Source organism: Zooshikella sp. RANM57, from assembly GCF_050749885.1.
GTDB lineage: Bacteria > Pseudomonadota > Gammaproteobacteria > Pseudomonadales > Zooshikellaceae > Zooshikella.
The window spans coordinates 269459-284601 of the sequence record NZ_JBOIUB010000003.1; the positions used below are offsets into that span (position 1 = coordinate 269459).

The following is a 15143-nucleotide window of genomic DNA, read 5'->3' on the forward strand; positions in this document are numbered from 1 at the left end:
TAATCCGCTTTCTATGATTTTTGACGAATATTATATTAAGTCATTAATACGCAGTGTTAATGATTGGCCAGCGCCTGGTGTTGTCTTTCGGGATGTTACTCCCATCTTCCAATCCCCCAAAGCACACAGAATGGTTATAGATAGTCTGATCCAACGCTACGTAGACACTGAAGTTACCCATATTGCAGCACTTGATGCTCGTGGTTTTTTACCTGGTGCTGTTATTGCCTACGCGCTAAACAAGCCGTTAGTTTTACTTCGCAAGCAAGGCAAGCTCCCTGCCGAAACAGAAACAGAAACCTACGACTTAGAATATGGGCAAGCCACCATCGAGGTACAACGTGGAGTGCTAAATGAAAATGACTCCGTCCTGCTCATTGATGATTTGATTGCAACGGGTGGAACTCTACTTGCTGCAGCTACACTGATAAGGCGGTTAGGTGCCCACATATATGAAGCAGCCGCTATTATTGATTTACCAGACTTAGGTGGTAGCACAAAGCTACAAGATGCCAATATTCCAACGTTTACCCTCTGCGCGTTCTAGACTTTATCAATACAGCTTTCAACCAATAGTTCATTCTGCCAGGTTAACAACCTGGCAGAAGGCTGTTTTTCTGCATTAAATAGCTAAAATGCCATCACTCAAAACAAGTTTAACGTTACTCCTTACAAATCTTCATTTCCCCGTCATACTTTTGTCTTTAAAACAACATACATGTTTGAATAATTGACACCATCATTCAAAAGAGCCATAAAAAAAATAGCCTAAGTCGATTTGTATTATTAATAACTACGGCTATTTATGCTTTTTACATGGACTAAATACACTAACTCAACAAGTTACAGTGACTTTTGTAAAAAATAGGCTAGGTTAATGGGAAAGGTAATTATAAAAACAAGTGATTACTTTCCATAAACAGCCCTACCTGTAGATTGGTCAATATTATGCATGGCTTCCTATATAGATTTTAGGGCTGCGATAAGAGAGTGAGACCATGGGAATCTGTCCAGATGAACTTCGCCACTATGTAATTAAACCCACATTAGACTACATAGATATGTGGTCCCCTTTTGCAGAAAACCTTCTACTGGGGACTGCAGCTCAAGAAAGTGGATTAGGCTTTTACTTGAAGCGTCGGAAGCAGCGCTCATTAGGCATCTACTGCATTACACCCATGATGCATAAAAATATATGGGACCGTTACTTAGTTAAACACTCTGATTTAGCGAGTAAAATTCGCGGATTAGCCAGTCAACATGAGTTTCTTGCGAACCCACATGCTGAACTTGCTACTAATTTATCCTATGCAACAGCAATAGCTTGGTTAATTTATAAACGTAATCAAAACTTCATTGAGTCTGAACCCAGTAATATTTATATGCTAGCCAAATGTTGGCGACGTTTTTACCATGTAAGACCCCAAGCACATCTAGAATCATTTATACGGCACTATCAAACTTTAATTTTAAATAACAGTGAAGCAGCCTAGTTGTTTAGATATTCACTGCAATGACAGGGACCGAGCCATGCATATTTTAATTGCACCGGACTCATTTAAGGGATCGCTGACAGCCTTAGAAATATGTCAAACATGTACCTCCGCAATTCACTCAATAGCGCCTAATACTCAAATTACATCTTTTCCCCTTGCCGATGGTGGAGAAGGAACAGTTGATGCGTTTTTACATAATGCAGGCGGAGAAAAAATTAATCTGACGGTTACTGGCCCATTAAATCAACCAGTCGAAGCCTTTTATGGCATTCTGGCTGATAATAAAACAGCCATTATTGAGATGGCCAGTTGTGCTGGTTTACCTTTGCTTACAGCTGATCAGCAAAATCCACTCTCTACCACCACCAAAGGTGTTGGTGAGTTAATACTTAATGCCTTTGATAGACAATGTAATAAAATAATACTGGGGCTAGGTGGCAGTGCCACTCACGATGGAGGCGCGGGTGCTTTAAACGCGTTAGGATTTCGGTTTCTGGATGATCAACAGCAGCCTATCCCTCCAGGTGCTGAAGGTCTGCTGAAATTAGTTTCTATTAATAGCAGCAACGTAGACCCCAGAGTTGCAAATACAGAATTTATCATTGCCAGTGATGTAACAAATCCCCTACTGGGAGATCATGGTGCCGCTAGCGTATTTGGACCTCAAAAAGGTGCTACCCCCGAAATGATCCCCACACTGGATAAAGCGGTTGAAAACCTTACCCAGTTACTCGCCAAACACTTTGATATACCTGCACTTGAAATCATACAACAGTCTGGAGCTGGAGCCGCAGGAGGTATGGGAGCTGGGCTACTTACAAGTTTGCCCAATACCTCTATTCACTCTGGTTTTGAAGTTATCGCAGAACATCTCAACTTAACTGATTTATTTAAACAAGGTCACCTGGACCTTGTCATTACCGCTGAAGGGCAGGTTAATCAACAAACCTCTCAAGGCAAGCTTCCTGTAGGAATCGCAAAACTTGCCAGCCAGTACGACTTACCCGTTATCGCTTTAGTAGGTAGTATTGGTAAAGGTGCAGAACTTACTCACGAACAAGGTATCACTAGCATTTTTAGTATCATCAACCAACCCATGTCCCTTGAGCATGCAATAGCCCATGCTGATGAGCTTCTACACCAAACCATGCGCGAAATTTTTCGCCTCGTTAAAGCTTATCATGTCGAAAAAGTGTAAGGTCAAAACTACTTGATCATAGCAACAGCTCACTAGATACAGCCTTACACATGATAATTGTTCCTGCATAAACTGCCTGCTCACCTTCCATAGTAGTCAAGCGCTGACAACAATTTATGAAGGGTATAGAAGCACTAAAAGACTTGCTATTAACGTGCTATAAACAAATTTGAAGGGTCATTTTTTGCGCTAACGAGAAAGTGCTTGCTTTTGATCAGCACAGCGAATGCAGCGTGCAGTATAAGGCATAACTTCTAACCGAGCCTCAGGAATCGTTTGACCACAGCGCTCACATATACCATATTCATCCTCTTCTATTCGCTGAATGGCCTGCTTTACCTGGCGAAGCTCCTGAACAGCCTCATGGCCCAGCGCTTCCATAACCTCATCATTTTCTCGCTCTTGCGCCTGCTCAGACCAGTCCTTGTTGGCACTTTTTTGCATATTTTGCTTGATACGCTCAATACGCTGCACCAATTCTTTTTCTCTTGTTTTTAAGCGCTGTTTTACTGAATGATAATCCATTGACTTTCTCCTTAAAGTCATTTACTTACCCTAACAACTGAAAAAGAAGTAATAACCATCTACCACGTAAAGCCTGTAGGGCTACTTATCAGCTCATAAGGGTTTCGGTATAATGCACAGCTATTTGTTAGCTTGGAAGTAATGTAAACACCATGACACACCTTCACCCCCATCAGCAAGTCAATCTTAATAAACTACAAAAGCGTATCCGGCGCGAGGTCGGGCGTGCTATCGCTGATTTCAATATGATTGAAGATGGTGACGTAATTATGTGTTGCCTGTCTGGGGGTAAAGACAGTTATACCATGCTTGATATCTTACTAAACCTGAAAAAATATGCACCTGTTAGCTTTGAAGTCATTGCCGTCAACCTGGACCAAAAGCAGCCAGGTTTTCCTGAGCATGTTCTACCCGATTACCTAGCTAGTTTAGGAATAAACTTTCAAATTGTGGAAGAAGACACTTACAGCATTGTCAAAGAAAAAGTGCCCGAAGGAAAAACAACCTGTGCACTTTGTTCTCGTTTACGTCGTGGTATTTTATACCGAACAGCAAAAGAAGTCGGTGCAACCAAAATAGCATTAGGACATCACCGTGATGATATTCTAGAAACCATGCTGTTAAATATGTTTTATGGAGGAAAGTTAAAAGGCATGCCTCCTAAGTTAGTAAGTGATGATGGACAGCATATGGTTATTCGCCCATTAGCTTACTGTCGAGAAAAAGATATTGAAAAATACGCATCTGCGATGGACTTTCCAATAATCCCCTGCAACCTTTGTGGTTCACAGGAAAACCTTCAACGTAAAAATATTAAAGCGATGTTAAGGCAATGGGACAAACAGTTCCCTGGTCGTATTGAAAGCATGTTCAGCGCTTTACAGAATGCAGTACCCTCACATTTAGCAGACACTAATTTATATCCCTTTAAGCACATTACCGCTGATGGCACACCACGAGAAGATGGTGATCAGGCGTTTGATCCACCACAGGTTAACCCCTTTCACCAAAGCAAAACAGACAATGATACGTCTGTAGAAGCAGTTAAACTCATTCATCCTGGCTAAAGCATGAGTCACCAAAAGGTACTCTATTCGCCATGACTGAATATGGCTAGCTATTTTATAAGTATCGCAGCTTAATGTACTGCATTAAGCTGCCAGTCATACTGATAGTTAATATCACCCTGATACTGCCTTAATTTATCCGCTAGGTTTTTTTCTGCATAACGTTGTAAGTGAACGATAATCTTTGCTTCACTCTTTCCAAAATCATCGCTATACCAGTCATAAATCTTTGATAAAAGTAATTCACCTTGTTGCCAGCTAACCCCCTTACGCTGATTGATAAAACGTTTCGCTGCACCTTCTAATTGCTGTTCTGCAAGCTGTGCTGTAAGTGCTTTAGGCTGTAAATCAGGACAACCGATACTGGCGCAATTAACCACATAGTGTATGCGTGGGTCTTGCCAAATTGGCCTTATAATTCGGTGCTCGATATCATTTAGTGTAAGTGACTGATTAGCAATAGTGACAATAGGGTCATCCCAGGGGCCGAAACTAAACAGTCCTTCACCAAGCTTTGTTATTGAAGAAACGGGGTAATGTTTCAATACTAACTGCACTGTCAGCGCATTATACAAATTAACCCAATAGGCAAACTGTTCTTGACGGCTATATTGGCGCGGATCTATCGCCTTTAGCTGATTAATATAATCAGAAAGCAATAAGTCTCCCTTGTTAGATACTGCGTGATAATTCACCAAGTAAATATTCTTTTGCTTATCAAGTACAAGATACTGATCAAGAAACCTCTGCCACAATTGGTGATCAATTTGATGGCTACTTTGAGTGGCTTTATCCCAAAATGCCCAATACGTAGCTTTAGGAGCAGCATACACAGCAGGTATTACCCAAAAACTTAACAGCGTTATCAATAAACGTATTACAGACATAATGTTGTTAACTCTCATTACCCAATTTACAGTCCTTTGAATAAGGTGTTTTTAACTCTCGTCCACTATAACGGGCATGAGCTAAATAGTATTCTCCTTCATATCCAGTATGACAATTACTGAGTAAAAATAAGAAACATTCGCGTCAGCGATAGAGACTAAAAACACAATTCATACGTTATTTTATTTTTGAAATTATCATATAACCTTCAATTGTTTCTCCTTATACTTTATACGCTCAAAAAACCACAATAAAAATAAGGAAATAATAATAACAGTTGCTAACAGGCTAAAAACGGTGCGATGTCGATACATCAAGGAAAAGCATCACGCATTACCTGCTTAAGCAATGTGTTCAAGGAGGAACCTTATGAGAATAATGCATGTCTTTGGATTAATTATTCACCCACAACAAGAATGGCTAAAAATACGACAAGAGTCGACATCGATTCCTCGTATCTACCTTACGTATATCATTTTACTTGCTGCAATACCTATCCTCTGTAACTACATAGGTACTACTCAAATTGGCTGGTATTTCAATCAGGATAAAGTCATTAAGCTAAGTGCAAACAATGCCGCTATGATAGCCATCATGGGCTACTTTGCCTTACTTGGTGGAGTCTTTGTCGTTGGGCTTCTTATTCATTGGCTATCACAAACCTATAGTGCCGCAACATCACTTGCCCAGTGTGTGGTTTTTTCTGCCTATACAGCAACCCCTTTATTTGTATTAGGTGTTACTGGCTTATATCCAGCTATTTGGGTATATCTGATTGCAGGTATTACTGCAGCAGCCTACACTACCTATTTACTCTATGCTGGCCTACCCATTGTGATGAATATCCCTAAAGAGCAGGGTTTTTTCTTTGCCAGCTCAGTTCTCTGTGTAGGTCTAGTCGCTTTTGTATCACTCCTTGTTATTGCGGTTTTACTGTTAGCAACAGGTCTTGGGCCAGGAGCAAGTCTCATGTTATAAAACCAGTGTCCTTTTCCAAAAAAATAAGCTTCTAAGCAAATTTGCGTTACCCGTTATCTACTAAAATGCTAGCAAAGGATATATTTGCAGATAACGGGAACCCTTAAGAATCCGTTGGCTAGGGTACGTAAAAAACGATATAGTGATATTTATACATGTAATGCTTTATTAAAATGTCTTAAATATATCCAATGCGAAAGTTTTTAAGTTGAGGCCATCGACTGATACACCCCATGATTCCACAAATAATGGGTGATTAGAGTGAAGAACAATGATAACGAAACTTAAAAATGATTCGCGAGGTAATAACATTATATTGTTTTTAACTCTATGCCCTACCAAGCCCTAGCCCAGCGAATTAACTTATTATTGAAACAAGCAGAAGCACATTATCAGTGTTACTTTACTTTTCCTGAATTTATTTTAGATTTGCGTGGAAGTGTTGCAGGGCAAGCCAATTGGCACACTAATCAGCTACGTTTTAATCCCGCGCTACTCAAACAACACACAGAGCACTTTCTCAAACATACCGTTGCTCACGAGGTTGCTCACTTAGTAGCGCCAAAAGTCTATGGGCATACCATTAAACCCCATGGCCGAGAGTGGCGATTTGTCATGGAAACTGTTTTTGGAGTAACCGCTAACCGCTGCCATCGATATGATATTTCTGCAACAGGCCGATATCCCTATGTTTACGCCTGTGCTTGCAAGCATCAACATTTTTTAAGTGCCATACGCCATAAACGCACCTTACGTGGCACAACATACCTTTGTCAAAAATGTCGAGCTACACTGCAGTTTCAGCATAAACTTCAATCAGAACACCATGGCTAAAACGCGTAGCTTAATTCTAATCCTAGGGGACCAGCTCAATCCAAGTATTAGTAGTCTAATGAACTTTGATCCTCAGTTAGATCAAATTGTCATGGCTGAGGTCTGGGAAGAAACTCACTATGTACTTCATCACCAAAAAAAAATAGCTTTAATTTTTTCAGCAATGCGCCACTTTGCTCAACAACTTAAAAAACAAAAATGGCCTGTTCACTACCATCAGTACCACCCCGACAGTCCCTATCACTCCCTTCTCGATGTATTAAAAGACGCCGTAAATCAATACTCACCACAACAGCTTCTCGTAACCCAATGTGGTGAATGGCGTTTACACCATGTAATGCAAACATGGTCCAAATCCTTAGCCGTACCTGTACATATCCTTGAAGATGACCGTTTTGTATGCAGTATTACTGAGTTTAAAAAGTGGGCTGCTGGGCGAAAACAATTACGAATGGAGTATTTTTACCGTTACATTCGCCAAAAAACTGGTTTGTTAATGGAGAATAACAATCCTATAGGGGAACAATGGAATTTTGATAAGAAAAACCGAAAGTCTTATCGCAATGATCCTCCAGTTCCACCGACTTATCAGTGTAAACCTGATAAAATCACTCAAAATGTCCTGAATGACGTTACTCATTACTTTCCCAACCATTTTGGCCAACTTAAACCTTTCTGGTTTGCAGTCACTGCAGAGCAAGCTACTGCAGCGTTAACACACTTTATTGAGCACAAACTGGCTTATTTTGGTGATTTTCAAGATGCAATGAGTCACCAGCATGATTTTTTATTTCACTCTATTATCTCCATCTATTTGAATATTGGCCTACTGGATCCAATAACAACATGCAAAATGGTCGAGCAAGCCTACCGACAAGGCAAGGCTCCACTGAATGCTGTCGAAGGGTTTATCAGACAAATCATTGGTTGGCGGGAATACGTAAGAGGTATTTACTGGCTCAAAATGCCTGCTTATGCAAAAGAAAATGCATTCAATAATAAACGATGTCTTCCCTCTTTTTACTGGACAACCCAGACCAAAATGCAATGCATGCATCAGTGTTTAAAGAGTACCTATGAGCATGCTTACGCTCACCATATCCAGCGCTTGATGGTCACGGGTAACTTTGCCTTACTGGCAGGCATTACTCCCAGTGAAATCTGCGAATGGTATTTGGCGGTTTATGCAGATGCCTTTGAGTGGGTGGAATTACCCAACACACTGGGTATGGTAATGCATGCTGATGATGGTTTACTGGGTTCAAAACCCTATGCGGCCAGTGGCAAATACATCGATAGGATGTCAGACTACTGTAAAGGCTGCCACTATAACGTAAAAACACAATATGAAACGGATAGCTGCCCCTTTAATGCGCTGTATTGGTTCTTTCTGATAACACACTATGACAAGCTTCAGCACAACCCTAGAATGAAGTTAGTCCTCAACGCTTTACACCGTAAGTCAGACGCCGAAATCACTGCAATCAAACAACGCGCTCATTATCTTATTAAACAATTAGACAACTTATGACTTAAACCCTCCTCGCCATCCGTTTCAGGACAAGCTAAAATTCATTTATTTTTGTAGCAATCAAATGGCAAATTACATGAATGAACCTTGGTCCACACTCTCCTCCATACTCGAAGCAGACCCAACGAATGAAGATATTTTAGATATCATTGCCACCCATGGCTTGCTAACGGCAGCGGCTATTAGCCCTCGGCAACCTACTATTGACCAAATCATAGCGTGTATATTTGATGGTACTCCTGACTTATCAGCAGAAGATCTCCAAATACTCAAAAATGCAATCCAGCAAGCACAACACCAGCTTGATCAGGCCTTATTTTTAGGTGAAGGACTGGAGCTCCCTTACGAGTGGGATGAAGATGAAGATTTAGAAGACTCAGATATAGAGGCTTGGTGTATTGGCTTTATGAGTGCTGTATTTTTGGATGAGGGCGCCTGGTTTGATGCTGATGAACAGGAATCCAGTGAGTTACTGTTACCTATAATGGTACTTTCAGGACTGTTTACTGATGCACCTGAGTTTGTAGAAATGGCCGAGGACCAAGACCTCATTGCCGATATGTGCGAACAATTACCAGAGCTTCTCACTGAGCTCTATTTATTTTATAAATGCCCAGAAGATAAAAAAGACCAAGCTAATAAGCCTTCAGCTAAGTCTAACTCGGCAAAACAACACAAACCCAAAAAACACTAAATACTTATTCTACTGATCATTGGCTGCTGGTAAGAGCCTCTTCATTGCGCCAACAATTATTACGTTGGCGCTACAGCCAATTAAAAACACAACTCAAAGAGTTACTTTTCTATCCACACTTCAACCCGACGATTTTTGGTTTTACCCGCCAGACTTTCTCCAGATGCAAGCTCTAGCACACCATAACCTTCAGCCTTAAAAGTATCATGAGACATACCTGTCTTAATCAATTCACGGGATACAACTTTCGCACGCAGCTTAGCCAGAAGAGACTGTTTAGACGCTCTCACATCTGCATCAGCAAAACCAATTAATAATAGTTTTTTATTCCCACCCTGCTGTGCATAGAAATCACCTAAACGTTTAAGATCTCGAATAGCTTTATTATCCAAATCCGCTTTGCCCGCTACAAAGCGGAAGTTCACTGAAAGGCGCTGATGTCCTTTGACCATATCCTGATAATCTTTTGGCATGGTTGAAAGATCAGTTTGTGGAAGACGAACTACTTTCTGAGATATAAACCCAGACTTTTCAACAACAGCCTGTCCTTCAGGGCTTTGCGTATAGGCTAAAAACTCTTTCACAAAAGCATCATCACTCAAGCTGTACATATATAATCGGCGACTTAAAGGGTAGTCTTCAGTAGCAACTGAAGCTGCACTGGGCTTAATGTAATGATCACCGCCATCAGCAATCGCCAATGCTTTTGCACGGCCAATCGTGTTTAGACTTACAAAGCCAATCGTATTGGGGTTATTGGCGACCTTTCTTGACAGGTCATCATTACTTTCCAAACGCTCTGCTGAGGTAGCTAACTCTCCCCTGCCATTCAAAACTAAGTTGTTAAACGTATCCCATGTACCAGATTGAGGATCCCTTGCTAATAACTTTATGGGATCAACCCCCCATCCTAGTTGAGTCCATTGAGAAAACCGTCCACTGAACACATTAGCCACTTGTTCTACTTGCAGCTGCTTAAGTGGGTTTGTTTGGTTAACAATGACAGCAATTCCATCTAAGGCAAGAATAAATTCATGGTCAGCACTACGGATAGCCTCTCCACCCAGCTTACGCACTTCAGAATTTTTAATAGGCCTTGAGGCTGCACCAATCTGAACACTCCCCGCCTCAAGCTGACGAAACCCATTCGAACTACCATGCGCTGAAATAGCGATACTGACGGTTCTTTTAAGTGAGGGTATGCTTCCCGTTACCTTCACTTCATTAAGCCCAGTTTCTTCAACTTTAATTTGTTGAGCCTGCTTAGCTTGTAAATAAGCTTTCACCAGTTCCGGACCAAGCTCAGCCCCAATGGTATTTGAACCAGCCATATTAAATAGGTTAGCGTCTGCCCCTGAACCACTTAAACGTGTAAAAGGCTCAAGCCCCTTCGCCGTCATTGACAAACAGCAAATCCCAGCCATGATGCCACGTACCACCAATGGCATAAAACCAGTGCGCTGAAGATAGCTAAACAAAGAAACCCCCTTAATGATAACTGATCACTTTTTATTGTTAACCTATCATACTTTTAGAGTGACATGACACATGGTGGAAGCTGATCACACACTTACATTAACCGTCGTATGACAACCATCACTAAACAGGAAGCTAATCATTTTCTTCATACCCTGTTAACCCACATATCAGGAGATTATCATCAGTATAGCTATGGGTAGCTTTTTCGACATTTTCTAGTAATCACTTAATCCATGTCCATGAGCGCAAGAAATCAACCATTTGCCCTATTCAATCTGGACAATAGTGTCTCAAGTTCATAGCCTTTAATAAGATCAACTTTCTTTGTTATGACAATGACTATGTATGAAATTATATTCACTGGGAATCTCACCCCAGAAACCCCCAAGGATACGGCCAAGGCAAACATAGCGAAGTTATTCAAAGCCTCATCGGCTCAGATTGATGCCTTCTTCTCTGGCCGTCCGGTCATTATCAAAAATCAGCTAGACATTACCACCGCTCAAAAATATGAACGCACCCTGTTAAAGGCAGGACTCATCTGCCAGATCGTTGACTCCAACACAAAGGAACCCTGGCAAACTGAGCAAGTATCACCCCAAACATCAACTACCACTGATTCATCAACATCTGTTACGGAGCCTGTTGATACAACAAGTGTCCCTCAACCAATAGCAAGTGGTCCAGTAACAAATGATGATGAAAGTTGGACCCTAGCCCCTGTTGGGGCGGACTTGGGGCAACTAGACAAGACGCAACCGCCTCCTGCCCCAGATGTGAGTGATATTACCTTGAAGCCCATGGAAGGCTATTTAGTCACTCCTGAAGAAATCCCCAAACCGAAGCCCATCACACCCGATATCAGTAATTTATCACTCAGCCCTGATGAAACATGAAAATCAAGATAGGCTGGCTCTCCCCAGCCTCCTTGACTGATAATAAGGGATAAAAACATAAACCACTTCAACTTCACAACTGTTGTATACACAATAATAAAATAGTTATTCTGTGGTATTAAATAAAACGGAATATCAAAGGTTAATCATTATGATAAAAATGAAGCTACCTGGCTTGAATCTTCTTATTCTGGGGTTGCTAGTTTTAAGCTCGACGAGTTGGGCTGCCAACCCTCATATACGAATGGAAACATCAGTGGGAAACGTTGAGCTGGAGCTTTACCCGCAAAAAGCACCTATTACCGTTAAAAATTTTCTAAGCTATATTGATCAAAAGTTCTACAACGGTACTGTTTTTCACCGTGTGATTCCTGGCTTTATGGCACAAGGTGGCGGGTTCAACACAGATATGCAACGTAAACCAACAGGCTCCCCTATTAAAAATGAAGCTCAAAATGGTTTAAAGAATGAGCGTGGCACAATAGCAATGGCAAGATTACCCGCCCCTAATACAGCTACATCTCAGTTTTTTATTAATGTCAGCAATAACACATTTCTAAATCATGGTGTTCGAGGTGATGGCTATGCTGTTTTTGGCCGTGTTACTCAAGGCATGGATGTCATTGATAAAATAGTCAATGTACCTACTCACAACATCAACAATATGCAAAATGTTCCTGTAAATCCCATTGTGATTAAACAAGTTACGCTCATTAGCGATGACAAAGTCGCCACAGATAAATAATCGCTATTCAATAATAGGCTACGTTTCAGAAGCCAACGCACATTGTGACACCAGCCAGCCTTGTATATTAATTATTTATCATTGATGACAAGGTTGGTACGCTTTAATTTACAGAACATTTGTCGGGTACATACAGGCTACTACACTATAAGGTAAGACAAGCTCTTTTTATTGTTAGAAAACAACATACTCCATGCTACTCATCCATAGAATAAACATTACAAAAGACCATGCTCTAGGCTTAAAGAAGCCCCTTACTGTGTTGTGGTAACTATTGTTACAGCCAGTATACACGCATTTTAGTATTACTATTTTTTATTCGTTGAGGATTTACCATGCTGCGTAAGGTTATGATTGCTTTAACCATGCTGTTTTGGCTAAATGCTGAAGCACAAACCTTCCATTTGGTTACGGAACCCTTCCCACCACTCAATATGACAGTGCTCTATAGCACCTATGGTCGTAATGACAAGGTAACTGGCTTTGCCACGGATATTGTTAGAGAAACATTTCAACGCGCAGGGTTAGATCTTGAGCTTACCCTCTATGCCTCATGGGATAGAGCGTTAAACATGGCTCTTAATGAACCAGGGAAAGGAATCTACTCAGCCTTTAGGACTGCAGAAAGAGAAAATAAGTTTAAATGGGTAGGACCATTATTTGAGGAAGAGTGGATTATCCTCGCCAAGAAAAGTCGCAATATTAGCATCAACCAACTTGCAGACTTGAATAAGTATTCAGTAGGTAGCTATGAGGATGATGCTATAACAGACTATTTAGTAGAGAAAAAAATTAATGTTATCAAAGCCCAAAATGATGTTGTAAATGCAATGAAACTGAAAATCGATAAAGTTGACTTATGGGCCACAAGTTCTTTATCCGGACCTTTTATAGCACAGCGCCAAAAAATGGACGACATAGAACGCATTTTTACGTTTAGCAAAAGTGGTCTTTGGCTCGCCATGAATAAAGCTACAAGCGATGATACCATTAAACTTCTCAATAGCGCTTTAAGTAGTCTCAGAAATGAAGGCAGAATTGATGCCATTATTGATGAGTATCGAGAAAAATAATACTTACATTACAAAATGTTTGCACTGTATTTGAACGGAATTCCAGCCTTCACTTCACCGCATGGATGCGGCTCGATTTACACTGTACCCACCTTTACAAACATTGGAATTTCTCACTAGTGATAACCCAAAACACACTAAAGTTATCTGGCAACTGAGTTATTGAAATAAGTTGGATTGCTTAAAATAAGTGCGATTTAAACGAAGTGCTTGGAGAGATTCACAGGGAAGAAAATACTATCACTATGCAGATAATGGCGGCGGCCCTTATCAGCCACACCTCGGCACATGAAGTCACTGCTACCGTTGCTCCCTTCCGGGCCTGGCGGGGTTTGCAGATATTCATTGCGAGGGGACCAACAAGGGCCTCCATAACAATAGCTTACGGGGAAACCCCGTCTCAAGCGTGGTGCGCATTCTCTCTGATTTAGTAACAATTTGCAAGGGTGTTTTTTGTGATATTCAACAACATAAATAGTTATAGATAATCTATACAACTATTTTAATAGTTTTTGAAAATAACAAAACTTTATTCTTCTTTTACACTAATCTATTATGACTAGACTATTTAACCATCATGACAGCAATGGCTGAACCAGCTCCCATTCCTCCTTCAACCCAGGGGGGGAAAATTGTACCCATTCTAGCGGGTGGAGGTACGCGCCTGCCAGCCCATGTTGGAATCCTTACGGGGCTGAACGAGCTGGGACTTAGCTTCACCAGTATTGTAGGTGTTTCTGGTGGAAGCATTGTTGCCGCCTTATATGCTTTGGGTAAGTCTGTCAGTGAGTTAAAAAAGCTTGTGCTTAATGTAGACTTTCAGCAGTTTAAAGGACAATCCCTGATGAACTTAATTCGTTCAGGTGGATTATCCAATGGCTCAATCTTTGAAAAATGGTTAGATAATGAACTTAATGGCGTTTACTTTAGGGACTTAACCACTGACTTACATATAGTGGCTACTGATGTAGTCACTTCCCAACCAGTTATTTTTAATGCCCAAACAACACCTGATTTAAAAGTATCCAAAGCTGTCTTATTTTCAATATCCATCCCCCTTATTTTCAGCTTTCAACACTTTGATGAACATATTTTAGTCGATGGGAGTATTCTTTCAGAAGACGCACTCTATCGTGATTGGGCTGGAGATGGCACACCTGTTGTGTGTTTTCGTTTAAGAAGTCAAACCTATCATAAGAAAATTTCCAGTAATCCGTCCTTTCTACCCATAAAAGATTACTTGTCAATGCTCATCAGAACATTCATGACAACACTTTCAAGAGAATATATTAACGATTCATTTTGGCAGTCAACAGTCATTGTTAATACGGGAAGTTACTCCCCTGTTGAGTTTAGTTTAACAAACGATGACAAAATATGTCTTTTTCAAATGGGTTATAAAACAGTTATGGACATTGTTCCTCTTAAACTACATCAAACAGCAAACCTCCATCCCTAATTTATTTTATCTCAAGCAAAGCACTGTCCATATTTTCTCAGTTTATAACCATTGACAGAATTGCTTCGCATGCCTATAACAACTTAAAGTCCATAATAATTATTCATAAAAAAATTAAAACTTTATGACGATTTTTCTTCAATCAACGATGCGATTTACGGGCACCTCTAAAAATAGTGATTTTGTTGCTCAACTCACATGTCTGCTAAATCAATAAGGATATGTCAGGAAATAAGCTCAGCGCTTTAATCATTAACATGAAAGATACCTGACAGTTCAA

General features: G+C 40.6%; 15 protein-coding genes and 1 other RNA gene. 12 read left to right on the top strand and 4 right to left on the bottom strand.

Going from position 1 to position 15143, the window contains the following annotated elements; genetic code table 11:
• Window positions 1-13 precede the first annotated feature (13 nt).
• From ACQ96U_RS08545 to ACQ96U_RS08555, 3 genes are all read left to right on the top strand, one after another.
• Entirely contained in the window at window positions 14-547 is a 534-nt protein-coding gene (locus ACQ96U_RS08545; RefSeq protein WP_431720823.1) for an adenine phosphoribosyltransferase, read from the top strand.
• A 451-nt stretch (window positions 548-998) separates the two neighbouring features.
• A complete protein-coding gene (locus ACQ96U_RS08550; protein ID WP_431720824.1) occupies window positions 999-1493 on the top strand; it encodes a hypothetical protein in 495 nt (164 codons plus the stop codon).
• A gap of 37 nt (window positions 1494-1530) precedes the next feature.
• A complete protein-coding gene (locus ACQ96U_RS08555) occupies window positions 1531-2694 on the top strand; it encodes a glycerate kinase (RefSeq protein WP_431720825.1) in 1164 nt (387 codons plus the stop codon).
• A gap of 189 nt (window positions 2695-2883) precedes the next feature.
• Here ACQ96U_RS08555 and ACQ96U_RS08560 read toward each other — a convergent pair whose 3' ends face one another.
• Window positions 2884-3219, bottom strand: a complete 336-nt coding sequence (locus ACQ96U_RS08560; RefSeq protein WP_431720826.1) for a TraR/DksA family transcriptional regulator — start codon at window positions 3217-3219, stop codon at window positions 2884-2886.
• A gap of 152 nt (window positions 3220-3371) precedes the next feature.
• Here ACQ96U_RS08560 and ttcA point away from each other — a divergent pair, with 152 nt between their 5' ends.
• The gene (gene ttcA / locus ACQ96U_RS08565) at window positions 3372-4286 is read left to right on the top strand and encodes a tRNA 2-thiocytidine(32) synthetase TtcA (protein WP_431720827.1); all 915 of its coding nucleotides are present in this window, start codon (window positions 3372-3374) and stop codon (window positions 4284-4286) included.
• 71 nt (window positions 4287-4357) lie between these two features.
• Here the strand turns inward: ttcA and ACQ96U_RS08570 are convergent, their stop codons facing one another.
• Entirely contained in the window at window positions 4358-5173 is an 816-nt protein-coding gene (locus ACQ96U_RS08570; RefSeq protein ID WP_431720828.1) for a DUF547 domain-containing protein, read from the bottom strand.
• 370 nt (window positions 5174-5543) lie between these two features.
• Here ACQ96U_RS08570 and ACQ96U_RS08575 point away from each other — a divergent pair, with 370 nt between their 5' ends.
• From ACQ96U_RS08575 to ACQ96U_RS08590, 4 genes are all read left to right on the top strand, one after another.
• Window positions 5544-6152, top strand: a complete 609-nt coding sequence (locus ACQ96U_RS08575) for a Yip1 family protein (RefSeq protein ID WP_431720829.1) — start codon at window positions 5544-5546, stop codon at window positions 6150-6152.
• A 330-nt stretch (window positions 6153-6482) separates the two neighbouring features.
• Window positions 6483-6986 carry a SprT-like domain-containing protein gene (locus tag ACQ96U_RS08580; RefSeq protein ID WP_431720830.1) on the top strand — a complete coding sequence of 168 codons (504 nt, stop codon included), beginning with the start codon at window positions 6483-6485 and terminating at the stop codon, window positions 6984-6986.
• Entirely contained in the window at window positions 6979-8517 is a 1539-nt protein-coding gene (locus tag ACQ96U_RS08585) for a cryptochrome/photolyase family protein (RefSeq protein ID WP_431720831.1), read from the top strand. Before ACQ96U_RS08580 ends, ACQ96U_RS08585 begins: the two co-directional genes overlap by 8 nt.
• 76 nt (window positions 8518-8593) lie before the next feature.
• Window positions 8594-9211 carry a YecA family protein gene (locus ACQ96U_RS08590; protein ID WP_431720832.1) on the top strand — a complete coding sequence of 206 codons (618 nt, stop codon included), beginning with the start codon at window positions 8594-8596 and terminating at the stop codon, window positions 9209-9211.
• A 101-nt stretch (window positions 9212-9312) separates the two neighbouring features.
• On the opposite strand, the gene ACQ96U_RS08595 is transcribed toward ACQ96U_RS08590, so the two are convergent.
• Window positions 9313-10689, bottom strand: a complete 1377-nt coding sequence (locus ACQ96U_RS08595) for a substrate-binding domain-containing protein (RefSeq protein ID WP_431720833.1) — start codon at window positions 10687-10689, stop codon at window positions 9313-9315.
• Window positions 10690-11031: 342 nt separating this feature from the next.
• Here ACQ96U_RS08595 and ACQ96U_RS08600 point away from each other — a divergent pair, with 342 nt between their 5' ends.
• The 3 genes from ACQ96U_RS08600 (at window position 11032) to ACQ96U_RS08610 (ending at window position 13404) form a co-directional block, all read left to right on the top strand.
• Window positions 11032-11586: a hypothetical protein gene (locus ACQ96U_RS08600; protein ID WP_431720834.1), complete on the top strand. Its 555-nt coding sequence runs from the start codon at window positions 11032-11034 to the stop codon at window positions 11584-11586.
• A 151-nt stretch (window positions 11587-11737) separates the two neighbouring features.
• Window positions 11738-12331, top strand: a complete 594-nt coding sequence (locus ACQ96U_RS08605) for a peptidylprolyl isomerase (protein ID WP_431720835.1) — start codon at window positions 11738-11740, stop codon at window positions 12329-12331.
• Window positions 12332-12666: 335 nt separating this feature from the next.
• Window positions 12667-13404: a substrate-binding periplasmic protein gene (locus tag ACQ96U_RS08610; protein ID WP_431720836.1), complete on the top strand. Its 738-nt coding sequence runs from the start codon at window positions 12667-12669 to the stop codon at window positions 13402-13404.
• Between the two features lie 265 nt (window positions 13405-13669).
• Here the strand turns inward: ACQ96U_RS08610 and ffs are convergent.
• Window positions 13670-13766: signal recognition particle sRNA small type (gene ffs / locus ACQ96U_RS08615), an RNA gene on the bottom strand.
• A 224-nt stretch (window positions 13767-13990) separates the two neighbouring features.
• On the opposite strand from ffs, the gene ACQ96U_RS08620 reads away from it, so the two are divergent.
• On the top strand, window positions 13991-14863 hold the full coding sequence (locus ACQ96U_RS08620) for a patatin-like phospholipase family protein (protein ID WP_431720837.1): 873 nt from the start codon (window positions 13991-13993) through the stop codon (window positions 14861-14863).
• Window positions 14864-15143 lie beyond the last annotated feature (280 nt).